The sequence below is a fragment of the Streptomyces sp. NPDC005303 genome, from assembly GCF_040607335.1.
Classification (GTDB): domain Bacteria; phylum Actinomycetota; class Actinomycetes; order Streptomycetales; family Streptomycetaceae; genus Streptomyces.
Genome location: NZ_JBEXGM010000012.1, coordinates 162,175 through 189,151 on the forward strand (window position 1 = coordinate 162,175; position 26,977 = coordinate 189,151).

Sequence of the window (26,977 nt, forward strand, 5' to 3'; positions counted from 1 at the left end):
AAAGGGCCGAAGAAAGGGTCGCCGCGTGCTTCCGGAAGCCGACGAACTGGCCGAGGTGCTGGTGGAACTGGCCGTGCCGCATGAGGACGTCAACGAACTCGTACGGATGGGCCGACGGGTCATGGACGACCCGGAGCTGCGGCGGTTCCTGGAACACTCCGTCGACGAACTGGTCCGGGACATGGGCAGGGCCGACGATCCGGTCGTCCTGCCCGAGCTCGACTGGCCGGCCGGCGCCCTCCAACGCTGCTTCCCCGTCTACGTGTTCGTGGCGGCGCTGCCCCACACGCGCGCGTACCACCGCTCGCGCGGCATCCCGGCCGAGGTGTCCCGGCGCACCCTCGCCGACCTCGGACGCAACATGGCCGTGCATCGCAGGCGGTACGGCAGGGCGGGCGTGCAGTCGCCGCGCTGGCTCACCCGGCACTCGCGGGGCGAGCTGTACCAGCTGGGGCGACTCCAGTTCGAGCGGACGCGGTACGGGCCCTGGAACAGGAGGACGTTCGCGGCGGCCGGACCCGACATCGCTCCCGGCACGCCCTGTCTGAGCCTGCACATCCCCGACTTCCTCGGCCCGCTGTCACCGCAGGCCTGCGATCGCTCGCTGGCCCTGGCCGCCGAGTTCTTCGCCCGGCACTTCCCGGAGGAGCCGTATCGTGCCGCGCTGTGTCATTCCTGGCTGCTCGATCCGCAGTTGAAGGAGTACCTGCCCGCGGACTCCAACATCGTCCGGTTCCAGGAGCGTTTCCGGCTTGCGCCCGATGACCGGGAGCCTGAGGACACCGAGCCGGTGCAGTTCGTGTTCGGGGACCCGGAGCTGGCGGTGGAGAAGCTGCCGCGGCGGACGGCGCTGGAACGGGCCGTGGGCGATCACCTGCGGGCCGGCCGGCACTGGTACATCGGGCGCGGCTGGTTTCCCCTGTAACTCGGACGGGTGAACCTGTGCGACTCGGGAACGGCCGTGCGCATACGGGCCGTTGGACGGGCATGGCACTGAGGATGCGAGCGGGACATCAGGGGACGGGACCGGGGGTGATCACCCCGGACGGATGCGCGGTCGAGCTGTACTCGCGGCTGCCCGTGGGAGCGGAGCCGGAGATCATCGCGGGGGCGGTGCCGGTGGGGGCGCACATCCTGGAGCTCGGCTGTGGCGTGGGGCGTATGACAGGCCCGCTCCTGGAGCGGGGGTTCACGGTCACTGCGGTGGACGAGTCGGCCGAGATGCTCGAGCGCGTGCGAGGGGCGCGCACGATACGCGGCCCGATCGAGAACCTCGACCTGGGCGAGACGTTCGACGTGGTGCTGCTCGCGTCGTTCCTCGTGCACAACGCCGACCTGGAGGTGCGGCGAGGGATGCTGCGCGCCTGTGCCCGGCATGCGGCGGACGGCGGCTGCGTGCTGATCCAGCGGGAGGGCGAGGACTACCACACCGATCTGCCGCGCGAGCGCGTCGACCCCAGCGGGTTCACCGTACGGATCGTCTCCTCGGAACCGGTGGCGCAGGGCGTCAACTCGGTGCACGCGGAGTACGAGTTCCCGGACGCCACGTGGACCCAGACCTTCCGGGTGCGTCCCCTGACGCGACAACAGTTCGAGGAGGCGCTGGGGGAGGCGGGGTTGAGAGTGGACCGGTATCTGACGGAGGACCAGACATGGGTGCGGGCGGTGCCGGTGACGGGGTGAGGAAATCGGTCGGGCGGCGGCGATGAGTTCGGGTACGGGCGCGGGTCTACCTCTCTGACAGCACCACGGGACCGCTTCCCACAGGAGACCCTGATGTCCGAGACCACCGTCCCCGTCACCCCCACCGCTGCCTCCGCCCCTGTCATCGCCGAGTCCTCGACCGCCCGAGGCCGCCGGGCCCGGATCGCCCTGCGCACCCTGCAGGTCGTGCTCGCCCTCTTCTACGTGATCGCCAGCGCGCTTCCCAAGCTCATCGCACACCCCTCGGCCGCCGAGGGCTTCGACAAGATGGGCTGGGGCAGCACGGGGATGTACACCATCGGTGTGCTCGAACTGGCCGGTGGGATCGCCCTGTTGATCCCGGTGCTGCAGTCGGTGGCAGCCGTGGCGCTGAGCGGGCTGATGGTCGGCGCGTTCGTCGTCCAGCTGACCTACTTCGACGGGGAGAACGCGGCGACCCCGCTCATCCTGATCATCCCGCTCGCCCTGATCGCCTGGGCCCGGCGACAGCACAATGCGGACCTGCTGCGGCTGGTACGACGACGGTCATGAGGAGATCGGCCCACGGTCGGTGCGGTGAGGCCGGTGCCTGCCCTTCGGGGAGGGGACCGGCCTCAGCGTGGTGACCGATGGGGGGGATTCGGATCGGCCGGGTTCGGGTTCGGATTCGGGTGCGGTCTCCGGTGCTGGGGATCGGCTGCTGGTCGGGTGTTCGGCTCAGTGCGAGCGCCTGCCTCTGCCTGCGTTCCCGCCCCTGTCCGACCGGCGGGTCGTGTCCGAACGCCGGGTCGTGTCCGAGCGGCGTGCCTTGCCCGAGCCGCCGGGGCCACGGGAACGGGAACCGGTGGGCTGAGCAGAACCAGTAGGGCTGCCCGAGCCGGCCGTCGCGCCTGAGTCGGCTGTCCCGTCCGAGCCGGCTGCCGCTTCCGCGCCGCCTGGGTCCTCCCGGCCGTCGGATCCGGGCACGCCGCTCGGTCCGGCGAAGCGGCCGCGGCGGTTGCCTTCCGTGAGGCCGCGGAGGCGTTCCAGCTCGCGGCGGTCGCGCTTGGTCGGGCGGCCGGTGCCGCGGTCGCGGATCCCGGCGGGGGCGAAGGCGGCGCGGGGCGGGGGCGGGGGAGAGTTGTCGACGTAACACTGGGCGGCCACGGGGGCACCGACCCGCTTGCGGATCAGACGCCTGACGATGACGATCCGCTCCCGGCCCTCCTGACGGACGCGCACCTCGTCGCCGACGCGCAGGGAGTGGGCGGGCTTCACGCGCTCGCCGTTCACATGCACATGTCCGCCCCGGCATGCGGCGGCTCCCGCGGAACGGGTCTTGACCAGGCGTACGGACCAGATCCAGCTGTCGATCCGCACGGTCTCGCCGTTCTGCGGCGCGGCGGCCTCCGCGGCGGCGACGGCGGCGGCGACCTTCGGGTCCGGTGCCTCGGGGGCCGGGGCAGCGAGAGCCGAGGGGCCCCGGTCGGCGACCTGCGCGCCGGGACCGTCGGCCGTCGTACCGGCCCGGTCCGTCCCACCGGTCTCGTTGTCGTCCGTACGTTCCACAGCCATGGTTCCGACCTTAGTACCCGGGACCGAATGCCCCGGGTGGGTTTTCCTGTGGGTGCCCGGTGCCCGGTGCCCGGTGCCCGGTGCACGCCCGGCCGTCCTTGGGCCCGGGTCCGGGTCCGGGTCCGGCGCCATCGGGCCGAGACGGGCCGGGGGGCCTCGCGCGGTCGGCCGCCGGGGACGCGCGAGCCGAGTGCAAGGTGTCCGGTCTGCCGGAGCGGTTCCGGCCCGGACGACCTCGAGCCCGCCCGGAGCGTTCCACCCCTGACCGCCGCGCCCCCGGCGCCCCCGTACCGTGGACCCGTGGACGCCCTCGCCGATCTCGACCGCCGGATCTCGGGCTGTCGCGCCTGTCCGCGGTTGGTCGACTGGCGGGAGGAGGTGGCCCGGACCAAGCGGGCCGCGTTCGCCGACTGGACGTACTGGGGGCGCCCGGTGCCAGGGTTCGGGCCGGCGGACGCGCGGATGCTGATCGTCGGGCTCGCTCCGGCCGCGCACGGCGGGAACCGTACCGGGCGGATGTTCACCGGCGACCGTTCCGGGGACGTGCTGTACCAGGCGCTGTACGACATCGGGCTCGCCTCGCAGCCGACCGCCGTCACCGCGGACGACGGGCTGGAGCTGCACGGCGTGCGGATCACCTCGCCCGTGCACTGCGCCCCGCCCGCCAACAAACCCACCCCCGGCGAGCGCGACACCTGCCGCCCCTGGCTGGTCCAGGAGCTGAATCTGCTGCGGCCCACCCTCCGTACCGTGGTCGTGCTCGGCGCCTTCGGCTGGCAGGCCGCGCTGCCCGCGTTCGCGGAGGCGGGCTGGAGCGTGCCCCGGCCGCGGCCCGTCTTCGGACACGGCGCTCGCGTCCCGCTCGACGGACTCGAACTCTTCGGCTGCTTCCACGTCAGCCAGCGCAACACCTTCACCGGCAAGCTCACGCCCGAGATGCTGCGGGACGTGCTGCGCACGGCGGCCGAGGCGGCGGGTCTGCGCGGCCTCACCGGCGAGAACGAGACGACGAGGCCGCCGTACGACGGTTAGGGTCGCCGGATGCCCTGCCGCCGCGGTAGGTGCCGCGCTACGAGGACCCGGTGTTCCGTCAGGGCTTCGCCCCGGGCAGCGAGTTGACGGTGATCGACGGCGGTGGGGCACAGCGTGGGGGAGCGGGGGGTGGCCGCGATGGTGGCGGCGACCGACGAGTACGCCCGCCGCTCGCACGGCTAGACCATCTCGGCGGAGTCCCCGAACAGCTGCCGTACCGTCGACTCGTAGTTGGTCCGTACATGCGCGAGGGCATGCGCGCGGGCCCGGTCCGGGTCGCCCGAGGCGATCGCCTCGTACAGGTCGCGGTGTTCGACGAGGAGTTGGGGCCATTCCTCGTTGCGCCGGGTCATCCAGCGCAGCCGCCCCGCAACCGGTTCCAGGGCCTCGACCAGCAGGCTGTTGCGGGCCATCGCCACGATGCTGTCGTGCAGACGGCTGTTGACGTCCGTGATGGTCTCCGCGTCGCCCGCCTCGGTCGCGGTCGCCGCGAGGTCGAGGAGCCGCTCCACCTCGGCGAGATCCTCCGGGGTGGCCCGGGCCGCGGCCAGACCGGCCGCGTAGACCTCCAGCGCCTCGCGCAGTTCGAAGAGTTCCTTGACGTCGTTCGGGGTCAGCCGCCGTACGACCGTGCGGCGGGGCGTCTCGAAGTGGATGAAGCCCTCGGCGACCAGCGCGCGGATCGCCTCGCGGACGGGCACCCGGGAGACCCCGAAGCGGTCGGCGAGTTCCCGCTCGACCAGCCGGTCGCCCGGCCGCAGCCCGCCCGCGATGATCTCCTGCCGCAGGGTGGTCAGGACGCGTTCGCGGACGGCGCCGAGGGGCTCGGTGTTCGTCGTGGAGCTCATGGAGCCATCTTCTCCGACGCGGAAGCCGTCGTTGACGCGGGAGCTGTTTTACGGATCCTTAACAAACGCGACATCGGCCGGGACTCTTGACGGCGGGACCATGTCGGCAGTTTGGTATACCAAAACCGGATGCCAGGCGGCCGCCATCCTCCTGTCCCCCGTCCTTGGAGGCCCTGTGTCCCTCGCCGACAGTGTCGAAGCCACCGGCACACCAGCGTTCGTCCCCGATCCCCGCCTCACCAACGAAGACCTGGCGCCCGCCGACAAGCGGAACTGGAAGGTCTTCGACCTCTTCGCCATGTGGATGTCCGACGTCCACAACCTGGGCAACTACACCTTCGCGGCCGGTCTGCTGGTCCTCGGCATGAACGTCTGGCAGGTCTTCACCTCCCTGCTCGTCGGCTTCGTGCTGATCTACGTCGGCATGAACTGGATGGGGAAGATCGGCCAGCGCCACGGCGTGCCGTTCCCCGTCGTCAGCCGCATCAGCTTCGGTGTGTGGGGCGCGAACATCCCGGCACTGATCCGGGCCGTGATCGCCATCATGTGGTACGGCATCCAGACCTACCTGGCCTCCGTCGCGGTCAACGTGATGCTGCTGGCCGCCTGGCCGGGCCTGGAGTCCTGGACGCACAGCTCCTTCCTCGGCCTCGACGCGCTCGGCTGGGTCTCCTTCCTCTCCCTCTGGCTCGTCCAGGCGCTGATCATCAGCCAGGGCATGGAGTCGGTGCGCAAGTTCCAGGACTTCTGCGGCCCGGCGATCTGGCTGGTCATGATCGCCCTCGCCGTCTGGGTGCTGGCCAAGGCCGGCTGGAGCATCTCGCTCACCAGCACTCCGCACCCGGTCTCGGTCGGTGAGCAGTGGCGGCAGTGGTTCGGCGCCATCGGTCTGATCCTCGCCACGTACGGCACGCTGATGCTCAACTTCTGCGACTTCTCCCGCTTCGCCCCCGACTACAAGACCGTCCGACGCGGCAACTTCTGGGGACTGCCGATCAACTCCACGGCCTTCGTGGTCGTCTCCGTGATCGTCACCGCGGGCTCGCTGGAGGTCTGGGGCCAGGCCATCACCGACCCCGCCGAACTGGTCGCGAAGGTCGGCAACACCTGGGTGATGGTGCTGGGCGCGCTCACCTTCGCCGTCGCCACCATGGGCGTCAACATCGTCGCCAACTTCGTCTCACCGGCGTACGACCTCGCCAACGTCTGGCCGCAGAAGATCAGCTTCAAGGTGGGCGGCATGATCAGCACGGTCGCCGCGCTGGTCGTGACCCCGTGGAACCTCTTCTCCAACCCCACGGTCGTCAACTACTTCCTCGGCGGTCTCGGCGCCTTCCTGGGCCCGCTGTTCGGCGTGATCATGCTCGACTACTACTGGGTCAAGAAGGGCCGCGTCGACGTCGACGAGCTCTTCAAGGCCGAGCCGGGATCCCGCTACTACTACCGCAAGGGCGTCAACCCCAAGGCTCTGTGGGCGTTCCTCCCGGCGGCCGCCGTCGCGGGTGTCCTCGCCCTGGTGAAGACGTTCAGCGACGTGGCCCCGTACTCCTGGTTCATCGGTACGGCCCTCGCGGCCGGGCTGTACGCGCTGCTGTGCCGGAGCGAGCGAGCGATTCGTGAGGTCCCCGAGGCTGTGGAGGTCTGAGAAACGTGCGAATCGTCGTCACCAACTGCAACACCACGCAGGAGATGACCGAGGAGATCGTACGAGGTGCCCGGGCCGCCGCAGGCCCGGGCACCACCGTGCTCGGGCTCACCCCCGCCTGGGGCCCCGAGTCCGCGGAGGGCTGGCTCGACAGCTACCTCTCCGCGGCGGCGGTCATCGACCTGCTGCGCACGCATGAGGGCCCTCCCTACGACGCGGTGGTCATGGCCGGCTTCGGCGAGCACGGACGGGAGGGCGTCCGGGAGTTGGTGGACGTGCCGGTCGTCGACATCACCGAGGCGGCCGCCCATCTGGCCTGTCTGCTCGGCCGGCGCTACGGCGTGGTGACCACCCTGGAGCGGTCCTGCGGGCAGATCGAGGACAGCCTGGAGCTGGCCGGGGTGGGGCGCAACTGCGCCGCCGTCGTCGGGACCGGGCTGGGAGTTCTCGACCTGGGCGACGCGGACCGCACGGAGGCCGCTTTCCTGGCGGCCGCGGAGCGGGTGCGGGAGGCGGGTGCCGAGGTCCTGGTCCTGGGGTGCGCGGGGATGACCGGGCTGCAGCGGACGGTGGGGGAGAAGCTGGGGCTTCCGGTGGTCGACGGGGTGGGCGCGGCGGTGAAACTGGCGGAGTCGCTGGTGGCGCTGGGACTGAGCACAAGCCGGGCCGGCGCTTATGCGAAGCCGGTGCCGAAGAAACGGGTGTGGGGATCGCCCGTGGCGCAGTGACCTGCGGGGTTCGGCCTCAGGGCCGCCACACGTAGCGCACGTCCGGCTCCCGCTCCTCGTTGCCGCTGCCGTCGGTGCGTTCGGCCTCGACGAAGCCGTGGCGTTCGTAGAAGCGGTGGGCCGGCTTGTTGACCTGGAAGGTCCACAGACTCAGCCCTCGCGGACTGCGTGCCTTGGCGAGCGCGACGAACCGGTCGCCGATGCCGCGGCCCCGCCAGTCGGGGTCGAGATACAACTGGGACAGCAGATCACCGGCCAGCACCATCAGCCCGACGATCGCTCCGGTCCCGGAGTCCTCGGCGACCCAGGTCTCCCGCTGCGGCACGACGACGTCCCGTAGGTACGCGCGCACCTCGTCGTCCGACCGGGGCCGTACCACCGTCGGCAACGCGGCGGTGAAGGAGCGCAGATAGACGTCGGCCGCGGCGGAGGCGTCGGGGGCGGTGGCCCGGCGGATGACGACCGCGCTCACCGTGCCGCGACCTCCGGCACCACGGCCGTCGCCGTGATCTCCACCAGCTGACCGGTGTACCCGAGGCAGGCGACGCCGATCAGCGTCGACGAATGCGGACCGGTGCTCAGCCCGGACGCCTCGACGACCTCCCACACGGTGGACAGCACCGCGGGCTCGCTGCTCACGACATGCACATCGGTCGCCAGCACATGCTCCAAGTCGCTGCCGACCGCGTGCAGTTGCTCGCGGAGGTTGGCGATCACCTGCTCTGCCTGGCGCGCGGGATCCCCTTCCCCCACGAGGTTGCCCTTGGCGTCCAGCGGAACGGACCCGGCGAGGAACGCGAGCTTCGTCCCCGCCTCGACGACCGAGGCGTGCGAGTAGGTCGGCGGCGGGAACAGAGCCGGGGCGGTGACGCGCTGGATCACGTGAACTCCTCGGGTGGACGGCGGACAACCTTTCGATCATCGGGGGCGAGGGGGTGGGGCGCACCTGATTTTCCGGGCCCGGCCGGCGTGCGCACCGCGGCCATGGCCTCCGGAGGCGCGGGCCGCGTAATCCCGTGGAGGGACGCCCCCGGGCTTCGTACGCTGCGCCCATGCCCCCCACACTCTCCGACGCCGTCTTCCTCGACACCACCGCCGACCGCCTCGCCGCCCTCCCCACGGTCCGGGCCGTGACCCTCGGTGGCTCCCGCGCCCAGGGGACCGCACGCCCGGACAGCGACTGGGACCTGGCGGTCTACTACCGGGGCGCCTTCGCCCCGGCCGATCTCCGCGCCGTCGGCTGGGCGGGCCAGGTGTCCGAGATCGGCGGCTGGGGCGGCGGGGTGTTCAACGGGGGTGCCTGGCTGACGATCGACGGGCGGCGGGTAGACGTCCATTACCGGGACCTCGACGTGGTGGAACGGGAGTTGGCGGAGGCGGAGGAGGGGCGGTTCCGGGTGGAGCCGTTGCTGTTCCATCTGGCGGGAATCCCCACCTATCTGATCGTGGCCGAACTCGCCGTCAACCAGGTCCTGAGGGGGGAGTTGCCACGCCCGGCGGCCTACCCGGCGAAGCTCCGCGAGTCCGCCGCCACCCGCTGGCGGGACACCGCTCGCCTCACCCTCACCTACGCCGAGACCAACCACGCCCCGGCCGGCCGTCTCATCGAGACGGCCGGCGCCCTCGCCACGGCTGCCGTGCAGATGGGGCACTCGGTGCTGGCGGCGCGAGGGGAGTGGGTGACCAACGAGAAGCGGCTGCTGGAGCGGGCGGGGCTGCGGGAGGCCGACCGGATCGTCGAGTCGTTGACGTCGGCACCCGGAGCGGCCGTGCGTGCGGCCGCCGCGCTGCGGGAGCTGTTCGACCGGGCGGACGAGCGGTCGTAGAGCTGCGTACGGGCCGGTACTCCCGGTTGTGTTCATAAAGAACGTGGCTTCTGCATGCATCGTCACACGGGGGTAACACAAGAGGCCCGGACCGTCCAAGAACGCGGCCTAACGTGGAGAACCACACCCCAACGCCCGGCCACCGTCGCCCGAAGGCACACCCCGCCTCCCCAGACGACAGGAGCCCAGTGTCCCGCCCCGCCGTACGGATGCACCTACCGCCCTGGCTCGCCCACGCCCTCCGTGCCCAGCGAGGACCGATCCCCTGGAACGCGGTCGCGCGAGGGGCCTTGTCCGCCGGACCCCTCCTTCTTGCCGCGGTGCTCGTCGAGCAGACCTCGGTCGGTGTCGTCGCCGCCATCGCCGCCATGCTGGCCGGGATCAACGACCGGCCCGGGAGCCGGCGGGTCGCCGTGAAGAGGATCGGGGTGCCCGCGCTCGCGGGGGCGGTCGGCATGGTCGTCGGCACGTATGCGGGGGAGTCAGTGGGGGCCGTGACCCTCACCGTTCTCCTCACCCTCGTGGGGCTGGTCGCCGGTGGCATCAGCGCGGTCGGGCCCGTCGCCTCCGGGGCCGGTACGCAGTTGCTCGTCGCGTCGGCGATCGGGGCGGGCATGCCGTTGCCGGAGGAGGGATGGCTGCGGGCCGTCGCCTATCTCGGTGGGGCCTGCTGGCTGCTCGGACTGCGGCTCGTGCTGCCGACGCCCGGGGCCCTCGCCGGGGACTTCCGCTTCGACGGCGAGCGGGAGGCCGTCGCCGGGGTGTACGAGGCCGTCGCCGACCTGCTCGACGCCGTGGGGAGTGAGAACGCCACCGCTCGGCGCGTCGCGCTCACCGCGGCTCTGGACCACGCGCAGGACGCGCTCACCGGGCCCCGGTTGCGCAGGTACGCCAGTTCGGCCGCCGAGCGCCGGCTGCATGCGCAGTACGCTGCCGCGCTGCCGCTCGCCGAGGCCGCCACCGCGCTCGCCTGGGGGGAGGAGGCGGTGCCCGGGCGAGCCTCCGCGGGGCCCCGGCGGCTCGCCGCCGCCGTACGGGAGAACACGCACACCGGACCGCTGCCCGCGCCCAACCGGTCCGGGGCCGCGCTGCGGGCGCTCGACGACGCGTTGCTGCGGGCCGCCGAGGCGTTCGACCGGGGCCGGGGCGGTGATCTGCACACGCGCCGGCTCACCGCCCGGGACCTGCTGCGGTCCGTCTTCGGGACCGGCGGACGGGAGTACGGGCTGCGGGTCGCCCTCTGCTTCGGGACCAGCGTCGCCGTGGCACAGGCTCTGCACCACTCCCACTGGTACGGGGAGCACCAGCACTGGTACTGGCTGCCCGCCACCGCCGTCTTCCTCGTCAAGCCCGACCTCGGACCGCTCGCCTCCCGGGTGCTGTGCCGGGCCGCCGGCACCGTCCTCGGGGCGCTGGTCTTCGCCGGGTTCGCGCTCGTGCTGCCGCGGCCCGAGGGGCTCATCGCGCTCGTCGCCGTCAGCGGGGCGCTCCTTCCCGTGGCCACCCGGCACTTCGCCGCGCAGACCGCCGTCGTCACGGTCCTCGTCCTGGCGCTGGTGATGGTCGGCGGCGAGCCGCAGGCCTCCGTCGGCCGGATCACCGAGACCCTGCTCGCCTGCGCCATCGTGCTGATCGTGGGGCATCTGCCCATGCCGGGTCAGCGGGGCGGAGGAGTACGGGCGCGGCTGGCCGTGGCGGGCGGGGCGGCGCAGGCGTATCTCGTGCATGTTCTGCGGGAGACCGAGCGGCCCCTCCCGCGAGGCGCCGAACCAGCCGTACGGAGCACTCCCACCGAGGACACCCGCGCCCTGCGCTGGACCCTGCGCCGTGAGGCCTACCGCGCGCTCGCCGAGGCGCGTACCGCCATCGCGCACGCCGCCGCAGAACTCCCCGCGCTCGCCCGGCACTCGGAGGGCGCCGACGAGATCGTCGCCGTGCTCGAACGGATCGTCGACACGACCACCGCGTGTGCCGTCCACCTCGACGACTCCGGGCGGCTCACCCCTGAACAGGCCCACCGGCTCACCGAACTCCTCGACGAACTCGGCCGACTCGACGCGGGGCGGGGGCGAGTGGAGGTCAGACTGCCCGGAATTCCGCTCGCCGGTTAGGAGTCACACCCGTACCCACACCGGGGCGTGGTCCGACCCGGGTGTCCCCACCCGCTTGACCGGATCCTGGTCCACCGACGGCAGTTCGAGTGCGTCGTCCTGCTGCTCGGGCAAGCCCGTCCCCGCCTCCGCGATGCGGCGGGCCAGACGGTGGCTCACCAGGATGTGGTCGATGAGTTCGGGGCGTCCGAAGCTGACCCGGGAGAAGCGGCGCCTTTCTGGTATGCGCGGGGCGATGTCCCACAGCCGGAACGGATCGCCGAGGTCGGACTTGAGGAACGCGCGCTCTCTGTCGAGCTCGGAGCCGGGCGGGCCCAGCAGGATCTGTGTGGTGGCGGCGTTCACCACGTCGTTCATGTCGCCGAGGACGATCACGTCCCGTTCGGTCCCGGCGCCTTCGAGCAGGAAGTCCGCGAGGGAGCGCAGGGTCGCCGCCTCGGCCGCCCGCCGGTAGAGGGCGTAGGCGCCGAAGCGGGCCCGTTCGGCCTCGTCGTGCGGCTGGAAGCGGCTCCTGCCCCCGGCGCCCGGATACGACAGCAGCTTCGACTTGAGATGGGCGACGGCCACCTGGACGACCCCGTCCCCGGTGTCGGTCTCCACCGCGAGGAAGCCGCGGCTGGTCTCGCTCTCGTGCGTGTCCGGCTCGGTGCCGTCGTCGCCCTGCACGGGGCGCAGCTTGTCCGCGAACACATGGGTGTCCCGCAGTGTCCGCAGCGGTGTACGGCTGAGGAAGCCGACGCGGATGCCCCTGTGGTCCGCGTGCCGGGAGAGCGCGATGTGCCACTGCCCGCCGATCGCCTTGACCAGGTCGGCGAGTGTCTCCTCCTGCCTGACCTCCTGGACGCCCAGCAGCGTCGGGTCGAGCGCGGTGATCACGGAGGCGAGGGCCTCCACTTTCGCCTCGTACTCGGCCTCGGTCCTGGGAGCGCCGTCGCCGCTGTGCGGCAACATCAGATTCTCCAGATTCCAGGTGCCGACGAGCATGCCGGACCCCTTTCGGAAGGCGTACGACCAGCGGTGATGAGGCCAGGGTGCCTGCGCCCGCGCCGCCGCGACAGGGCGGCGCCGGGATGCGCGGTTCACCCACTGCGGGTACACGACCGCGTCGTACGGTGCCTGTATGACACCTTCTCCCGCAGGTCTCATCATCACCCCGTGCACGGTGCTCACGCACGACGATCAAGAACGGGTGGGGTTCGTGCGGGACGCCGCGATCGTCGTACGGGACGGTGTCGTCGAGTCGGTGACCAGCAGTGCGCGGGCCGCCGAACTGCCCGCGATGGAGCGCATCGACGCGCGGGGGCAGATCGCCCTGCCGGGGCTCGTCAACTGCCATACCCACGCGCCCATGGTCGCGCTGCGCGGGATCGCCGAAGACCTGCCGACCGAGGAGTGGTTCAACGACGTCGTCTGGCCGATCGAGTCCAACCTCACTGAGAAGGATGTGGAGTTGGGGGCCCGTCTGGCCTGCGCCGAGATGATCTGGGGCGGAGTCACCTGCTTCGCCGACCACTACTTCTCGATGGACGCCGTCGCCGCGGTCGTCGAGGAGTGCGGCATCCGCGCGCACCTCGGGGAGGCGTACTTCTCCTCGCAGGGGCCCCAAGGGCGGGAGAAATCCCTGGAGTTCGCGCTACGGCAGCGCGGCGCCGCCGGTGGCCGCATCACCACCGCCCTCGCCCCGCACGCGCCCTATACCGTCGACGAACCCGACCTCACCGCGACCGCCGCGCTCGCCCAGGAGCACGGGCTCCCCGTCCACCTCCACGCCTCCGAGAACCGCGACCAGGCCGAGACGAGCCTCGCCCGGCACGGCGTCACACCCATCGAGGTGCTGCGGCGCACCGGGATCCTCGACACGGACGTCCTGATCGCGCACGGCAGCGGCATCCTCGACCGCGACCTGCCCCTCCTCGCAAGTGCCGCCGGTCGTACGGCCGTCGCCACCGCGCCCCGTGGCTACCTCAAGTTCGCCTGGCCCACCACCACGCCCGTCCGCGCCCTGCGCGACCTCGGCATCCCTGTCGGCCTCGCCACGGACGGTGCCGCCTCCAACAACTCCCTCGACGTATGGGAGTCGATGGCGCTCACCGCGCTGATCCAGAAGTCCACCACCGGCGACCCCCGCTGGCTGACCTCCCGTCAGGCCCTTCATCACGCAAGCCTCCAGAGCGCCCGCGCGGTCGGACTCGGTGACGTCGTCGGCAGCATCGCGCCCGGCCGCCGAGCCGACATCATCCTGGTCGACCTCACCGGCCCGCACACCCAGCCCGTCCACGATCTCGCCGCGACCCTCGTCCACAGCGCCCGCTCCTCTGACGTCCGCACGACGATCGTCGACGGCCGGGTGCTGATGCGGGACCGCGAGCTGCTGACCATCGATGTGGGCGCGGTCGTAAGGGAGTTGGGGGAGCGGATGCCCGCACTGCTGGACCGGAGCCACGGTCGGCGGATCCAGTCGTACGACACCTGAAATCCAGTCGAGGAAGGGCATTTTGGCGCCAACCGTCGGTGATCGGGCGGTCGCGTGAGGTGGTTTCACGCTACAGATGAAAGCCGGGACATGCCTGTCTGACGGGGAGGGCCGGCAGGTGGAACTGACGATCAACGTCGCGGTGTTGCTCGCTGTCATCGTCTTCGTGCGGATTCGCCGCCGAGTGCAGGCCCGCAGCCGCTCCGATCAGTGGCTGACCGTGGCCGTCGTGCTCGTCCTCGGCATCCTGGTTGCTCCGACCGCCTTCGGCCAGGGGGTCCTGGACGTCGTGGGCCAACTCGCCCAGGGCGTCTCCGAGTCGGGCAGCCCATGATCTCCGCGCCGCTAGGCTGACGCTCATGGATCCAGCCGACGGCCTCCTCGACCACCCCTACGACGTGTACCGGCGTCTGCGCGACACCGCGCCGGTGCACCGGATCGCCGGGCCGGACGGGACGCCGGCCTGGATCGTCACGCGGTACGACGATGTGCGGGCGGCTCTCGCCGATCCACGGCTGTCGCTGGACAAGAGGCACGCCACGGCGGGGACGTACAAAGGGTTCTCGCTGCCGCCCGCTCTCGACGCCAACCTGCTCAACATGGATCCGCCCGACCACACCCGGATCCGGCGACTGGTCGGACGGGCCTTCACCCCGCCTCGGATCGAGCGGTTGCGGGGGCGGATCCGGAACACCGCCGACCGGCTCCTCGACGCGCTCGGTGACCACGGCACGACCGACCTCGTCGCCTCTTACGCGGCACCCCTCCCGATCACGGTCATCTGCGACCTGCTCGGCATCCCGGACGAGCACCGGCTGGACTTCCGGGTGTGGACCGACACCCTCGTCGCGCCGGACCCCGCGGCAGGACCCGAGGCCGCCAAGGAAGCGGTCGTGGCGTTGCTCGGCTACTTCACCCGGCTGCTCGCCGACAAGCGTCGGGACCCCGCCGACGACCTGCTCTCCGACCTGATCGCCGTCCGCGACGAGGGCGACCGGCTCAGCGAGGACGAGCTGATGTCACTGGCCTTCCTCATCCTCTTCGCCGGGTACGAGAACACCGTGCAGCTGATCGGCAACGCGGCCCTCGCCCTGTTCCAGCACCCCGAACAGCTCACCGCCCTCCGCAAGGACCCGTCCCTGCTCCCGGCCGGTGTCGAGGAGTTCCTTCGCTACGAGGGCCCCGCCCTGCTGGCGATTCGCCGCTTCCCCGTCGAGGACGTCACCATCGGCGGGGTCACGATTCCGGCGGGCGAGACGGTCTGGGTCTCCCCGTCCGCCGCCAACCGTGACCCGGCCCGCTTCCCCGACCCCGACCGCCTCGACCTGGCCCGCGACGCCTCAGGCCATCTCTCCCTGGGCCACGGCATCCACTACTGCCTGGGCGCCCCGCTGGCCCGTGCCGAGACCGAGATCGCCCTGGCCGCGCTGCTCGAACGGTTCCCGGACCTCGCGCTCGCCGAGCCCACCCCGGCCTGGCGCCACTCGCTGCGCGCCCGCGGGCTGCTCACGCTGCGGGTGTCGTACTGAGGAAATCTCCCGCACCACCGATGAGTTCCGCCCCCTCCAACGGTCACCACCCCGGACGGACCGACGCACAGGAGGGACCCCATGGCGCTTCCGGAGATCGTCTCGCGGGACGAATGGCGCGCGGCGCGCGAGGAACTGCTGGTCAGGGAGAAGGCGGCCACGCGCGCGCGTGACGCCCTCAACGCCGAGCGGCGCAGACTGCCCATGGTCGAGGTGGAGCAGGAGTACGTCTTCGAGGGCGGCGACGGCAAGGCCACCCTGCTCGACCTCTTCGAGGGGCGCGGCCAGCTCGTCGTCTACCACTTCATGTTCGCGCCGGAATGGGACGAGGGCTGCCGCAGCTGCTCCGCGTTCCTGGACCAGATCGGGCACCTGGCCCATCTGAAGGCACGGGGGACGACCTTCGCCGCCGTGTCGAGGGCGCCGTATACGAAAATCCTGCCGTTCAAGGCGCGGATGGGATGGACCGTGCCCTGGTACTCGTCCTGCGGCAGCGACTTCAACCACGACTTCGAGGCCACCCTGGAGATCACGGGGGAGCCCACCGACCGGCCCGGCATCAGCTGCTTCCTGCGCGACCGTGACCAGGTCTTTCACACCTATTCGACCTATGCACGCGGCCTCGACGGACTCGGTTCCACCACCAGCCTCCTCGATCTCACCGCACTGGGACGGCAGGAGGAGTGGGAGGAACCGAAGGGGCGCGCGTCTGCTCTCGGGGCGCCCGCAGGCAGTGTGCGCATCAGGTATCACGATGAGTACGAGGACTGACACATAAAGCGACCGATGTGACCGTTGAGTAATCGACTTCTCACGCTTCGCGCTGAACTCGTGTCAACTACGTCTCAGTACGGCAACTCACCGAGGCTTTCTGGGCCCGGAAGGCGTTAACTCCTACAAGCGCTCCTACGGATGAGCGCACGCTTTCTGGAGGTGCAGGGTGGTGAACGGGCGAACAGTGCTCGAACGCTTTCCCGCTGGCGGGCCGCGTGGATCGTGGCCGGCGGAGGAGTTCGCGCAGGCGAGGCGTCTTGAGGGACTGCAGGCGGAGGTCGTCATGGACCTCGCGTCCGACACGTTCCTGGTGATCGTCCGCAGTGGAGAGGCGGCGGCCGACGCCCTCGCATGAGGTCAGCCCGCCTCCTTGGCGGGCACCTTTGCCGTGAACTGCTCGGCCTGGAGCGAGTACAGCTCCGCGTAGACACCTCCGGAGGCCAGGAGCTCGTCGGGCGTGCCCGACTCCACGAGCCTTCCCTGCTCCAGGACGTGCACCAGATCGGCGTGGCGTACGGACGCCAGTCGGTGGGTGATCAGGATGACCGTCTGACCGGTGCCGGCCAGAGCGCGGATCTTCTCGAAGACCTCCAGCTCGGCCCGGGCGTCCAGGGCGGCCGTCGGCTCGTCCACGATCAGGATGCGACCGCGACGGTAGGCGGCCCGGGCGATCCCGAGCCGCTGCCACTGCCCGCCCGACAGCTCGTGCCCGCCGCTGAAGTTACGGGCCAGCAACGTGTCCAGGCCGCGGGGCAGATCGGCCAGCACCTCCCCGGCCCCGGCCTCCGCGACCGCGCCGGACACCCGTTCGTCGGTCAGCGGCACCGAGGAGCGGCCCACCGCCACATTGACGCGGGCGGTGAACGGCCACCGCTTGAAGTCCTGGGCGACCATCGCGACCCGCTCGGCGAGCAGCCGCCGGTCCGCGTGCGCCGCGTCCACCCCGTCCCACAGGATGCGGCCCCGGTCCGGGGAGTACAGCCCCGCGAGCAGCTTCACCAAGGTGGTCTTGCCGGAACCGTTCTCGCCGACCAGCGCGACGATCTTGCCGAGCGGCACGGTGAGCGTCACATCGTCGAGGGCCGGGCGCGCCGCGTCACCCGGGTAGGTGAAGGAGACGTGCTCGAAGCGGATCTCGTGCGGCTCGTCGGGCAGCGCGGTCCCGCCCACCGGGATCGCCCACCTGGCCGCCTCCTCGTAGAGCCGCTGGAGGTCGCCGACGAAGAGGGCCTCCTCGTGCAGCGCGTTCACCTCGACGACCAGTGTGTCCAGGCTCTGCGAACCGGTACGGATCGCGATCACGGCCGTACCCGCCACCGACAGGGCCATCGCGCCCGCCAGCAGCAGCCCGCCCAGCGTCGCGTACGTCGCCGCGGTCGCGATCCCGGTCCAGGCCGCCGCGATCAGTCCCGTCCGGGCGGCCAGTTTGGCCAGCCGGGCCTGCTCCTCCTCCGCCGTCTCCGCCATCGCCCGGAAGTGCCGCAGCAGGAACGGGCCCACCCCGTGCACCCGGATCTCCGGTGCCGCCTCGGGCTCGATCAGCAGGGCGCCCAGCAGCCGGCCCGCGCGCGCGTGCTGCACCCAGGCGTGGAAGGACTCGTACCGACGGCGCGCGATGGTCAGCGCGCTCCAGCCGCTCGGGATGGTCATCGTGATCAGCAGCGGCAGCAGCGCCGGGTGCAGCACGGTCAGCACGCCCGCAGCCGCGATCAGCGAGATCATCGCGTTCACCACGCGGGTGGCGAACGAGATCATCCGGCGGGCCGAGGCGGCGCCGTACTGCGCGGTGTCCAGCAGCTTGTGGAAGGCGTGGTCCTCGATCGCGGCGAGCTCGACGGTGGCGGCCCGTTCCAGATAGCGCTCGGTCGCCACCCGCTCCACCTTGGGTTCGAGGCGCCCGGTGGCATACGTCGACGCGGCCCGCAGCAGTGCCCCGACGAGCATCACGGCGGCCATGGTGACCAGCGCGGGCACGGCACCGCGGAGCCGGTCCTCCAGCGCGCCCCGGCCGATCAGCCGCCCCAGCACACTGTTGACGGCCAGCAGACTCACGGCCTGGGTCAGCCCCCGCGCCACCTCGGCCCCCACCACGATCCGTGCGGCCCGCCGATCGGCCTGCCAGGCCAGCCGCAGACTGGCCGACAACAGCGACGGCAGCCGGACCACCATGGCCCGGAACCCCAGCTCCAGGAACGCGTCGGCATGGGAGTTCCACCCCATGTCGTACCGCAGGGGCCCGCCGAAGAGCAGCTGCTCCGACTCGGAGACCCCGGTTTGCTCGGCGTCCGGTTGTTTCCCCACCGTGGACCTCCCCCGATCGCTGGACGGGGGAAACTATGGCCGGGGCGAACCGCACGGGGGCAGGGCGCAGAGAAAATTACGGACGGCGCGCGGGCGCACACCGTTGCGCACAGGGGACGTCGGTCTGGAGACGGCCTAACCGGCGGAGCTGACCGGCCGGGACCAGCTGGGAGTGGCCCCCGTCAGCCGGCACAACGCCAAGTACAACGGTATCGGCGGCGTGTACGGCAGCGTCCCCTCGGCCCGATGAACGAGGGACGGCACCACCGGGGCGTCCGGAACAACCGCCCCGGTGGCGTACTGGGCAGGTGTGGGCCACTGGAGCGCGAAGTCGGAGTCGGCGGGAACGAGCCACCACCAGTGCGTGGCGTCGGCGTACACGCACCCCACCCGTGGCAACCGGGACACCAGCTGCTTGCCCAGCCGGATCGGCACCCCCACCGCGTCGCAGCCGAGCGGCACCGTCATCCCGTCCGGCACGGCCAGCCTGTGCGGCGTCCCCGGCGTCCGCAGCCCGCGGCCGAGGCGGACCAGCGTGTCCAGAGTCAGCACCTGGCCGCCGGACCCGCTCCTCACGCCCATATGCCCGAGCCCCCCGCTCCGTGTTCGCGGGCTTCCCCCTCCGGCGCCGCTCTGTGGTGCTCCTCGGCCTCGTCCCCCTGGCCCGGCTCCCCGGAGGGAACGGGCTTCGGGCGGGCCCCCCAGCCCAGGTCGTTGCGCGGACCGGTGTCCTCGCGGGGCTCGTCCGCCTTGCGCGGCAGCTCCGCCCAGACCAGCAGACCGGGGCCGTGCTCATGGGCGCCCCACGCGTGACAGAGGGAGTCGACGAGGAGCAGTCCCCTCCCGTGCTCCTCTTCGCCACGCTGCGGGGACGGATGCGGTTCACCCGGCGCACAGCCCTCGTCACGTACGGCTATCCGCACCAGGTCGTCGTTGTCGTGCAGCTCGCACACCACACGGCTGCTCGCGGTGTGCACGATGGCGTTGGTCACCAGCTCGGAGACCACCAGGGCGGCCGAGTCGCAGGTGTCCTCACAGACCGACCAGTGGCTCAGTCGCGCCCTCGTCAGGCGTCTGGCCTGCGCGGGAGACCCCGGGTGCGCGGCCAGCTCGAAACGGAACCGGCGCCGGGCAGCGGCCTTGGAGAGGCCTGCTCCCGCGGCGGCACCGAGACCCTGGGGGCGGTCTTCGGCAGCGTCTGTTCCTAAGGGCGGGGACGGAATCACGCTTGCCACTATCGCCCCGTCGTGAACACTTGGCAAGTGTCACTCTGAAAAATGCAGAGTGCTGTGTGACGCGGTGGGAGGCCGTGGCACACTGCTCGCAACAGCATGTTGAGCGGCGCCAGTTGGGATCACCGGAGATCCGTACGTATCGGTATTCGTATCCGTACAGATCTTCGAATCAGGTCTTCGAATGGCGCCGCTGGCCTGTCAGCATGCTGGTGGCTGTGACGCCCGAGCATGACTTCGACGCCCGTACGTGACTCAGTGGAGGTGGAGCGTGAGCGAACCGCGGTCCGCGCCGACGGTCGGCCAGGTCGTCCTCGGCCGGCGCCTGCTGGACCTGCGGGAACGCGCCGGGCTCAAGCGCGAGGAAGCCGCCCGCATCCTCCGGGTCGCCCCCGCCACCGTCCGCCGTATGGAGATGGCCGAGGTAGGGCTCAAGATCCCCTACCTCCAGCTGCTCCTGAAGGCCTACGGCGTCAGTGACCAGGAGGCCGAGGACTTCGTCCAGCTCGCCGAGGACGCCAACCGCCCCGGCTGGTGGCAGCGCTTCCACGACGTGCTGCCCGGCTGGTTCTCGATGCACGTCAGCCTGGAGGGCGCGGCCGCGCTCATCCGCGAGTACGAACCGCATTTCGTGCCCGGTCTGCTCCAGACCGAGGACTACGCGCGTGGCGTCCTGCGCTCGGGCGCCATCGGCCAGACCAGCCCCGAGGACATCGAGCGCCATGTGGCCCTGCGCATGGAACGGCAGGGACTGCTCACCCGTCAGGACGCGCCCCGGTTGTGGGTGGTCATGGACGAGACCGTGCTGCGCCGCCCCGTGGGCGGCCCGGAGGTGATGCGTGCGCAGATCGACAAACTGCTCGAGGCAACGAAGCTGCCCAACGTGACGCTGCAGGTCGCCCCGTTCGCCAACGGGCCGCACCCCGGCACGTACGGGCCCTTCGTGCTCTTCCGATTCGCCGTGCCCGAACTTCCGGACATGGTCTATAGCGAGTACCTGACCGGCGCGGTCTATCTGGACGCGCGCGTCGAGGTGGCGACCCACCTCGAGGTCATGGACCGCATGGCGGCACAGGCCGCTACGGCACATCGCACGAAGGAGTTCCTCCGGGATCTCCGCAAGGAGCTGTGAATGAACCGCATCAAGCCACGCCTTCCCGTCTACAACGGCATGCCCGCCCGGGAGCTGGGGAGCGAAGGCTGGCACAAGCCGTGGAGCGGCGGCAACGGCGGCAACTGCCTGGAGGCGATGAAGCTCGCCGACGGCCGGATCGCCGTGCGCCAGTCCACCGACCCGGACGGACCGGCGCTGATCTACACCACCGACGAGATGACCGCGTTCATCGAGGGCGCGAAGGCGGGGGAGGCCGACTTCCTGCTCTCCTGACCTCGTTGTTCCATTGCTGGGTAAGCACTGATGGGTAAGCACTGATGGTTGCGATCGACACCACCGAGCACGACGAGCGGGGGCACCACCCACGTCCCTGAGGCAGTGGCGAGGGGCGGCAGCTGCTCGCCCCGACCCGCGCGTACCGATGAAGGCCCGGTCCCACCGGGCCTTCACGCACTCCTCCATGGGCCGGCCGGATCGCTCCGGCTGCCGGCACCGCTCTACGGCACCCGTGTCCCACCCGGCGCCAGCGCCCCGCACAGCGCCTCCAGCGCCGCTCCGTACGCATGCTCGGAAGGCGTCGCGTACCCCACGACCAGACCCTCGTGGGCGGGCATGTCCGAGTCCGGGTGGCGGAACTCCGCGAGCCCGTCGAGCCCGACCCCTTGCCGGACCGCGGCCCGCACGACGGACCGCTCGGTGTCCGGCGGCAGTCGCAGCACCGCGTGCAGCCCCGCCGCGACGCCGCTGACCTCGACGTGCGGCGCCCGCTCGGCCAGCGCGGCGACAAGCCGGTCCCGGCGGCCGCGGTAGCGCTGTCGCATCCGCCGAACGTGACGGTCGTAGGCCCCGGAGACGATCAGATCGGCGAGGGCCAGCTGGTCCAGCACGCTCGCCCAGGCCTCCCGCTCGCCCTTGGCCGCGAGCACGCCGCCGACGTACCTCTCGGGCAGCACCATCCACCCCAGCCGCACCGCGGGCGACAGGCTCTTGCTGACCGAGCCGATCAGGATCACCCGCTCGGGGTCGAGGCTCTGCAGGGCGCCGACTGGTCTGCGGTCGTAGCGGAACTCCCCGTCGTAGTCGTCCTCCAGCACCACCGCGCCACGCGCGCGTGCCCAGTCGACCACCGCGGCCCGGCGCTCGGCGTGCAGCGGACCGCCGGTGGGGAACTGGTGCGCGGGCGTGAGCAGTACGGCCCGCTCGCGGGCCAACCGGTCGACGCGGGCGCCGTGTTCGTCGAGGGGGAGCGGCACGGTCCGCACCCCTTCGGCCGCGAGCAGCTCCCGGTGGAAGGGCAGTCCGTACGCCTCCACGGCGAGCGGACCGCGCAGGATCTGTCGGCCTGCGTGATTGTTCCCGCCTCTGCCTCTGCCTCTGCCTCCGAAGAGCAGCCGCAGGGCGTGTGCGAACCCGGAGCAGACGACGATCCGGTTCGGATCCGTCCGCACGCCACGCGCGCGTGCGAGGTACCCGGCGAGGGCCGCTCTCAGCTCCGGCCGTCCGGCGGGATCGCCGGGCCCGAAGACCTCGTTGGGGGCCTGCTGGACGGCCCGGCGGTAGGAGGCGAGCCACGCGGTCCGGGGGAAGGCGGAGGCGTCCGGGGTGCCCTGGCGCAGGTCGTGCCGGATGGCCGGCCCGTGGCGCGGGGCACGCACACGTGGGTGCGGCGCGGGTGCTTTCGGGCGTACGGCGGGGCCGAGCGGCCGGGCTCGTTCGGCGACGTGGGTGCCGGAGCCCTGGCGGGCGGTGAGCCAGCCCTCGGCGACGAGTTCGGCGTAGGCGTCGGCCACCGTGTTACGGGCGACCGAGAGATCGGCGGCGAGCGAGCGGTACGGCGGCAGCCGGGTGCCCGGGGCGAGCCGCCCACTGCGTACGGCCTCACGCAGCGCCCCGATGAGCGCGGCCCGCTTGCTCCCCGGCGCGGAGAGCTCCAGGTGCAGGTCGGAGCCGATCCGCTCCGCGTAATTGACCCACGATTCCCGCATGGAAATGCACCCTACAGCCGGTCTTTCCGGCCCGTAGATTGATCTCATGACCACGACGAACACGCACATGACAGGTATGGCTCGACTCAACCTCGCGAAGGCCGCCCCGAAGGTGTTCCGGGCCCTGGTCGGCTTCGACACGGCGGCCCGCGAGGGCCTCGACCCCGCCCTCGTCGAACTGATCCAGATCCGCGCCTCACACCTCAACCACTGCGCGTACTGCCTCCACATGCACACCAACGACGCCCGCAAGGCCGGCGAGACGGAGGACCGCCTCCACATGGTCCCGGTCTGGCGCGAGGCCCGCCATTTCTTCACCGAGCAGGAACAGGCCGCCCTCGCCCTCACGGAGGCGGTGACCCTGGTGGCCGACGGGGGAGTCCCCGACGAGGTCTACCGCGAGGCCGCGGCCCACTTCGACGAGCAGGAACTGGCCCACGTCCTGTCCCTGATCCTCACGATCAACACATGGAACAGGGTGGCCCTGGCGACGGCCAAGGTGGCGGGGACGGACGAGCGGAGGTGAGCGGCCGGGGGCTCTCCCTCCGTCACCGGGGCGGGTCGTACGGGACTCGACCCGCCGGGCCGCCCTACACCGTCATCGGCCGGTCGTACGGCCCGATCGGGGCGGGCAGTTGCGAACTCCCCGTGAGATACCGGTCGACCGCCGCCGCGACCGCCCGTCCCTCCGCGATCGCCCACACGATCAACGACTGCCCCCGGGCGGCGTCCCCCGCGACGAACACCCCCGGCACGTTCGTCCCGAACCCCGCATCCCGCGCGACCGTCCCCCGAGGCTCCATCTCCAGCCGCAACTGCTCCACCAGCCCGTCCCTGCGGTCCGGCCCGGAGAACCCGAGAGCCAGCAGCACCAGGTCGGCGGGAAGCGTCCGCTCCGTCCCCTCCACCGGCCGCCGCGCCGCGTCCACCTCGACGAGATGCAGCGACCGTACGTGCCCGTCCTCGTCCCCGGTGAAGCGCAGCGTGGACGCCGCGAACAACCGGGCGTCCGCATCCGCCGCGGGCGCCGTCTCCAGTTCGCGGGCCTCCTCGTGCGCCGCCGACAACCGGTAGATCTTCGGGTAGGTGGGCCACGGCTCCACGTCCTCGTCCCGCTCACCGCCCGGCTGCGCGTAGATGTCCAACTGGGTCACGGAGGCGGCCCCTTCACGTACCGCGGTCCCCAGGCAGTCGGCCCCCGTGTCGCCCCCGCCCACGATCACGACATGCTTCCCGGCGGCCGACATCGGAGACACCGCCAGTTCTCCCTGGCACACCCGGTTGGCCAACGGCAGGTATTCCATGGCCTGTTGGACCCCGGCCAACTCCCGCCCCGGCACGTCCAGTTCACGCCACGCCGTGGCCCCCGTCGCGATCACCACCGCGTCGTACCGCGTCCGCAACTCCGCGGCCCCGACATCCTGCCCGACCGCCGTGGACGTACGGAACTTCGTCCCCTCGGCCCGCATCTGGTCGATCCGCCGATCCAGATGCCGCTTCTCCATCTTGAACTCGGGGATGCCGTACCGCATCAGCCCGCCCGGCCGGTCGTCCTTCTCGAACACGGCGACCGTGTGCCCCGCCCGCGTCAACTGCTGTGCGGCGGCGAGGCCGGTCGGCCCGGACCCGATCACCGCGACGGTCCGCCCCGACAGCCGGTCCGGCGGCCGCGGCGGCGTGAACCCGAGCTCCCAGGCCTGGTCCGCGACGGCCACCTCGACGTTCTTGATGGTGACCGCCGGCTGGTTGATGGCGAGCACACACCCCGCCTCGCACGGTGCCGGACACAACCGCCCCGTGAACTCGGGGAAGTTGTTCGTCGCGTGCAGCCGGTCCGAGGCTTGCCGCCAGTCCTCCCGCGAGACCAGGTCGTTCCACTCCGGGATGAGGTTCCCGAGCGGACAGGCCTCGTGGCAGAACGGGATGCCGCAGTCCATGCAGCGATCCGCCTGTTTCGTGATGATGGGCAGCAGTGCTCCGGGGACGTAGACCTCGTCCCAGTCCCGGACCCGCTCCGCGACCGGCCGACGGGGCCGGTCCTGACGCGGGGTGGTCATGAATCCCTTGGGATCGGCCATGGCCGTCTTCCTCGCTCGCACTGGTGACGCTGACGCGTCCGACATGGCCGTGCGTCATCGGGCGGCACTTGTGCGGAACTGCTGCGGAACTTCTTTCGGCCACGATACGACTCTCCGGCCACTCCCGCAGAGTGCCGGTGAGCCTTTGGGGACAGCGCTTTCATCACGTTCCGGAGACCGGGGGACGGTGTGGGCGCTCTCACGTGAGGGCCAGTACGTACGCCAGCGCCGCCGCGCCCGAGGCGATCGCGCGGACGTGGTTCCACGTCGTCCACTCGCGCACGTACGTCGGCCAGTACGCCGTCGCCTCCGGGGTGCCCGGGTCCAGCCTGAGCAGGGCGTCGTTGCGGGGCACGTTCGCCACCAACGTCAGCCCGAACGAGCCGAACAGGTACAGCGCGCTGCCCACCAGCAGCTCCACGGTCCCCTCGTCCGGCCACAGCACGAACGTCACCACCGCGATCACCGCGCACAGCACCGCCGAGCCGGCGAACACGGCCATGAACGGCGGCCGCACCGCGCTCACATTGATCGCGTTCATCGCGGCGACCCCCTGCGCGGGCGGCAACCCGGCGAGCCCCCTCATCACGAACGTCGAGAACGCGCAGAACACCCCGGCGACCAGTCCGGTCCCGAGCACCCCGAGCACGACCAGCACGAAATAAGGCCCATCGATCGTCATCACACCAGCTCCCGCTTGCGGCCCGGTACTACCGTCTCCACCAGTGAATCCCGACCCCACCCCCGGAACCATGGCCATTGCGCGCACCCCCATAACCGAACGTCCATCCCCACGGGGTGCCCAGAGGCTCTCCACATCAGCAGTTCTTTGCCGACCTCGACGGAGTTGCCGGGGGGTGGGGGCGGAGCGGGCGACGGGGGTGTGGTTCCGCGGTGCGAAGCGGGCGCCCGGTGGCGAGGGTTGTCCGGTGGCGAGGGTTGTCCGGTGATGGGGAGCGGCTCGGTGTCGGGGGCTTGCTTGGTGGTGCGAAGCCTCGGTGGCGGGGGCTTTGGTCGGTGGTGTGGAGGGGCGGGGCCGGGGGCTTTGGTCGGCGGAGCGGCAGGGGTCGGGGGCTGGTTTCGGTGGTGTGGAGGGGCAGGGGCCGGGGAGTGGGCTCGGTGGTGTGGAGCGGGAGGGGGTCGGTGTTCCGGTCTGGCGGTCCGAGCGGCCGGTGCTGGGATCCTCAGCCCGCCCCCTCCGGTAGCACCATCCCCGGCTCCCGCCACCCTCTCAGTACCGCCTCCACCCGCCCCGAGATCCGCCGCCGCGCCTCGTGCCGTGCCACCCCGCTCATCAGCAACGTGTCGTACGGCGTGTCCACATGCCGTACGGACGCCACCACCGCCGACACCACCGCGCCCTCCGACAGGGCCCGCCCCGCCGCACTCCGCCCCACCCGCCCGCTGCCCCGCAGGGACGCATGCGAGGCGATGGCCCGAGCCCGATCGCCGGGGCACCCCGGAAACAGCCGCCGTATCTCCGCGGCGAACTCCTCCGCGAACCGCACGTCCTCCACCGCCCGCCGCCGCGCGTCCCGTACCCGGCGCCGCCGTCGTGCCTCCGCGTCAGCCAGACACCGCTCCTCGGCCCGCGCCAGCCCCGCCTCCTCGACGAGGACGCCCTGGCGCTCGTAACGCCCTTTGCGCCGGTTGAACCGCACCACGACCGCCGACAGCGTGCTCTCCTCCCGCGACCGACGAGTGAGCGCCGTGTCCCCGCGCGGCAGGAACACCAGGTGTCCGAGGTCGGCGCAGTCGAGACACCGCGGCGCCCCGCCCTCCACGACGAGCAGCGACAACGGCCCGCCCCGGCACTCCGCACAGTGCCGCCGCCTCAACGGTTGGACGACGAGAAGTCCGCCATGGGTCGGGAGAGTCGCTAGGCCGGTCATGAGTGGTTCATTCCCCGGTCACACCCGGCGCCGACCCTCACCACCGACCCCCACCACCGACACTCGCGTCCGATACCGCGTCGGCGGCACGATCTCGTCGACCACCGCCACCGCGAGATCCTCGTACGACGGCCGGCCTGCGCGGCACCCCTGTCCCTTCGGCCTCGACGGT

General features: G+C 71.5%; 28 protein-coding genes. 16 read left to right on the top strand and 12 right to left on the bottom strand.

What is annotated here, in order from left to right; all coding sequences use genetic code 11:
- Positions 1 to 25: 25 nt before the first annotated feature.
- From ABZT93_RS19570 to ABZT93_RS19580, 3 genes are all read left to right on the top strand, one after another.
- Entirely contained in the window at positions 26 to 925 is a 900-nt protein-coding gene (locus ABZT93_RS19570; protein WP_356105992.1) for an acyltransferase domain-containing protein, read from the top strand.
- Positions 926 to 999: 74 nt separating this feature from the next.
- Positions 1,000 to 1,683: a class I SAM-dependent methyltransferase gene (locus ABZT93_RS19575; protein ID WP_356105994.1), complete on the top strand. Its 684-nt coding sequence runs from the start codon at positions 1,000 to 1,002 to the stop codon at positions 1,681 to 1,683.
- Between the two features lie 93 nt (positions 1,684 to 1,776).
- Positions 1,777 to 2,235 (top strand): DoxX family protein, encoded by a 459-nt coding sequence (locus tag ABZT93_RS19580; RefSeq protein ID WP_356105996.1) that lies wholly within the window; start codon positions 1,777 to 1,779, stop codon positions 2,233 to 2,235.
- Positions 2,236 to 2,400: 165 nt separating this feature from the next.
- On the opposite strand, the gene ABZT93_RS19585 is transcribed toward ABZT93_RS19580, so the two are convergent.
- Positions 2,401 to 3,237 carry an RNA-binding S4 domain-containing protein gene (locus ABZT93_RS19585; protein ID WP_356105998.1) on the bottom strand — a complete coding sequence of 279 codons (837 nt, stop codon included), beginning with the start codon at positions 3,235 to 3,237 and terminating at the stop codon, positions 2,401 to 2,403.
- A gap of 300 nt (positions 3,238 to 3,537) precedes the next feature.
- Here ABZT93_RS19585 and ABZT93_RS19590 point away from each other — a divergent pair, with 300 nt between their 5' ends.
- Positions 3,538 to 4,269, top strand: a complete 732-nt coding sequence (locus ABZT93_RS19590) for a uracil-DNA glycosylase (protein WP_356105999.1) — start codon at positions 3,538 to 3,540, stop codon at positions 4,267 to 4,269.
- A 179-nt stretch (positions 4,270 to 4,448) separates the two neighbouring features.
- On the opposite strand, the gene ABZT93_RS19595 is transcribed toward ABZT93_RS19590, so the two are convergent.
- Positions 4,449 to 5,117, bottom strand: a complete 669-nt coding sequence (locus ABZT93_RS19595; protein WP_356106001.1) for a GntR family transcriptional regulator — start codon at positions 5,115 to 5,117, stop codon at positions 4,449 to 4,451.
- Positions 5,118 to 5,292: 175 nt separating this feature from the next.
- On the opposite strand from ABZT93_RS19595, the gene ABZT93_RS19600 reads away from it, so the two are divergent.
- The gene (locus tag ABZT93_RS19600; RefSeq protein ID WP_356106003.1) at positions 5,293 to 6,762 is read left to right on the top strand and encodes an NCS1 family nucleobase:cation symporter-1; all 1,470 of its coding nucleotides are present in this window, start codon (positions 5,293 to 5,295) and stop codon (positions 6,760 to 6,762) included.
- Between the two features lie 5 nt (positions 6,763 to 6,767).
- Positions 6,768 to 7,490: an aspartate/glutamate racemase family protein gene (locus tag ABZT93_RS19605; RefSeq protein WP_356106005.1), complete on the top strand. Its 723-nt coding sequence runs from the start codon at positions 6,768 to 6,770 to the stop codon at positions 7,488 to 7,490.
- 16 nt (positions 7,491 to 7,506) lie between these two features.
- Here the strand turns inward: ABZT93_RS19605 and ABZT93_RS19610 are convergent, their stop codons facing one another.
- Both ABZT93_RS19610 and ABZT93_RS19615 read right to left on the bottom strand, forming a co-directional pair.
- Entirely contained in the window at positions 7,507 to 7,962 is a 456-nt protein-coding gene (locus ABZT93_RS19610; protein WP_356106007.1) for a GNAT family N-acetyltransferase, read from the bottom strand.
- Positions 7,959 to 8,372: a RidA family protein gene (locus ABZT93_RS19615; RefSeq protein ID WP_356106009.1), complete on the bottom strand. Its 414-nt coding sequence runs from the start codon at positions 8,370 to 8,372 to the stop codon at positions 7,959 to 7,961. Before ABZT93_RS19615 ends, ABZT93_RS19610 begins: the two co-directional genes overlap by 4 nt.
- 170 nt (positions 8,373 to 8,542) lie before the next feature.
- Here ABZT93_RS19615 and ABZT93_RS19620 point away from each other — a divergent pair, with 170 nt between their 5' ends.
- Entirely contained in the window at positions 8,543 to 9,316 is a 774-nt protein-coding gene (locus ABZT93_RS19620) for a nucleotidyltransferase domain-containing protein (protein WP_356106010.1), read from the top strand.
- Positions 9,317 to 9,525: 209 nt separating this feature from the next.
- Complete coding sequence (locus tag ABZT93_RS19625; RefSeq protein WP_356106052.1) at positions 9,526 to 11,427, top strand: FUSC family protein; 1,902 nt, start codon at positions 9,526 to 9,528, stop codon at positions 11,425 to 11,427.
- 3 nt (positions 11,428 to 11,430) lie between these two features.
- Here the strand turns inward: ABZT93_RS19625 and ABZT93_RS19630 are convergent, their stop codons facing one another.
- Positions 11,431 to 12,411: an endonuclease/exonuclease/phosphatase family protein gene (locus ABZT93_RS19630; RefSeq protein WP_356106013.1), complete on the bottom strand. Its 981-nt coding sequence runs from the start codon at positions 12,409 to 12,411 to the stop codon at positions 11,431 to 11,433.
- A 136-nt stretch (positions 12,412 to 12,547) separates the two neighbouring features.
- Between ABZT93_RS19630 and ABZT93_RS19635 the strand changes: the two genes are divergently transcribed.
- The 5 genes from ABZT93_RS19635 to ABZT93_RS19655 all read left to right on the top strand — a co-directional run bounded on the left by ABZT93_RS19635 (position 12,548) and on the right by ABZT93_RS19655 (position 16,558).
- A complete protein-coding gene (locus ABZT93_RS19635; protein WP_356106015.1) occupies positions 12,548 to 13,900 on the top strand; it encodes an amidohydrolase in 1,353 nt (450 codons plus the stop codon).
- A 118-nt stretch (positions 13,901 to 14,018) separates the two neighbouring features.
- Positions 14,019 to 14,234, top strand: coding sequence for a hypothetical protein (locus ABZT93_RS19640; RefSeq protein ID WP_356106017.1), 216 nt, complete (start codon positions 14,019 to 14,021; stop codon positions 14,232 to 14,234).
- A 25-nt stretch (positions 14,235 to 14,259) separates the two neighbouring features.
- Positions 14,260 to 15,429, top strand: a complete 1,170-nt coding sequence (locus ABZT93_RS19645; protein ID WP_356106018.1) for a cytochrome P450 — start codon at positions 14,260 to 14,262, stop codon at positions 15,427 to 15,429.
- Positions 15,430 to 15,510: 81 nt separating this feature from the next.
- Entirely contained in the window at positions 15,511 to 16,200 is a 690-nt protein-coding gene (locus ABZT93_RS19650) for a DUF899 domain-containing protein (protein ID WP_356106019.1), read from the top strand.
- A 172-nt stretch (positions 16,201 to 16,372) separates the two neighbouring features.
- Positions 16,373 to 16,558 (top strand): hypothetical protein, encoded by a 186-nt coding sequence (locus ABZT93_RS19655; protein WP_082319552.1) that lies wholly within the window; start codon positions 16,373 to 16,375, stop codon positions 16,556 to 16,558.
- Positions 16,559 to 16,560: 2 nt separating this feature from the next.
- On the opposite strand, the gene ABZT93_RS19660 is transcribed toward ABZT93_RS19655, so the two are convergent.
- From ABZT93_RS19660 to ABZT93_RS19670, 3 genes are all read right to left on the bottom strand, one after another.
- Positions 16,561 to 18,504: an ABC transporter ATP-binding protein gene (locus ABZT93_RS19660; RefSeq protein ID WP_356106021.1), complete on the bottom strand. Its 1,944-nt coding sequence runs from the start codon at positions 18,502 to 18,504 to the stop codon at positions 16,561 to 16,563.
- Positions 18,505 to 18,639: 135 nt separating this feature from the next.
- Positions 18,640 to 19,086, bottom strand: coding sequence for a hypothetical protein (locus ABZT93_RS19665; protein WP_356106022.1), 447 nt, complete (start codon positions 19,084 to 19,086; stop codon positions 18,640 to 18,642).
- On the bottom strand, positions 19,077 to 19,739 hold the full coding sequence (locus tag ABZT93_RS19670) for an ATP-binding protein (protein ID WP_356106024.1): 663 nt from the start codon (positions 19,737 to 19,739) through the stop codon (positions 19,077 to 19,079). The genes ABZT93_RS19665 and ABZT93_RS19670 overlap by 10 nt, the downstream gene beginning before the upstream one ends.
- Positions 19,740 to 20,007: 268 nt before the next feature.
- Here ABZT93_RS19670 and ABZT93_RS19675 point away from each other — a divergent pair, with 268 nt between their 5' ends.
- Positions 20,008 to 20,868 (top strand): helix-turn-helix transcriptional regulator, encoded by an 861-nt coding sequence (locus ABZT93_RS19675; RefSeq protein ID WP_062024548.1) that lies wholly within the window; start codon positions 20,008 to 20,010, stop codon positions 20,866 to 20,868.
- Positions 20,869 to 21,123: a DUF397 domain-containing protein gene (locus ABZT93_RS19680; RefSeq protein WP_356106026.1), complete on the top strand. Its 255-nt coding sequence runs from the start codon at positions 20,869 to 20,871 to the stop codon at positions 21,121 to 21,123.
- A 224-nt stretch (positions 21,124 to 21,347) separates the two neighbouring features.
- On the opposite strand, the gene ABZT93_RS19685 is transcribed toward ABZT93_RS19680, so the two are convergent.
- Complete coding sequence (locus ABZT93_RS19685) at positions 21,348 to 22,835, bottom strand: PLP-dependent aminotransferase family protein (RefSeq protein WP_356106028.1); 1,488 nt, start codon at positions 22,833 to 22,835, stop codon at positions 21,348 to 21,350.
- 46 nt (positions 22,836 to 22,881) lie between these two features.
- On the opposite strand from ABZT93_RS19685, the gene ABZT93_RS19690 reads away from it, so the two are divergent.
- Positions 22,882 to 23,361: a carboxymuconolactone decarboxylase family protein gene (locus ABZT93_RS19690; protein ID WP_356106029.1), complete on the top strand. Its 480-nt coding sequence runs from the start codon at positions 22,882 to 22,884 to the stop codon at positions 23,359 to 23,361.
- 64 nt (positions 23,362 to 23,425) lie between these two features.
- Here ABZT93_RS19690 and ABZT93_RS19695 read toward each other — a convergent pair whose 3' ends face one another.
- From ABZT93_RS19695 to ABZT93_RS19705, 3 genes are all read right to left on the bottom strand, one after another.
- Entirely contained in the window at positions 23,426 to 24,913 is a 1,488-nt protein-coding gene (locus ABZT93_RS19695) for a glutamate synthase subunit beta (RefSeq protein WP_356106030.1), read from the bottom strand.
- A 199-nt stretch (positions 24,914 to 25,112) separates the two neighbouring features.
- Complete coding sequence (locus ABZT93_RS19700; RefSeq protein ID WP_356106032.1) at positions 25,113 to 25,595, bottom strand: anthrone oxygenase family protein; 483 nt, start codon at positions 25,593 to 25,595, stop codon at positions 25,113 to 25,115.
- 502 nt (positions 25,596 to 26,097) lie between these two features.
- Positions 26,098 to 26,805 carry a DUF2293 domain-containing protein gene (locus ABZT93_RS19705; RefSeq protein WP_356106034.1) on the bottom strand — a complete coding sequence of 236 codons (708 nt, stop codon included), beginning with the start codon at positions 26,803 to 26,805 and terminating at the stop codon, positions 26,098 to 26,100.
- Between the last annotated feature and the right edge of the window lie 172 nt (positions 26,806 to 26,977).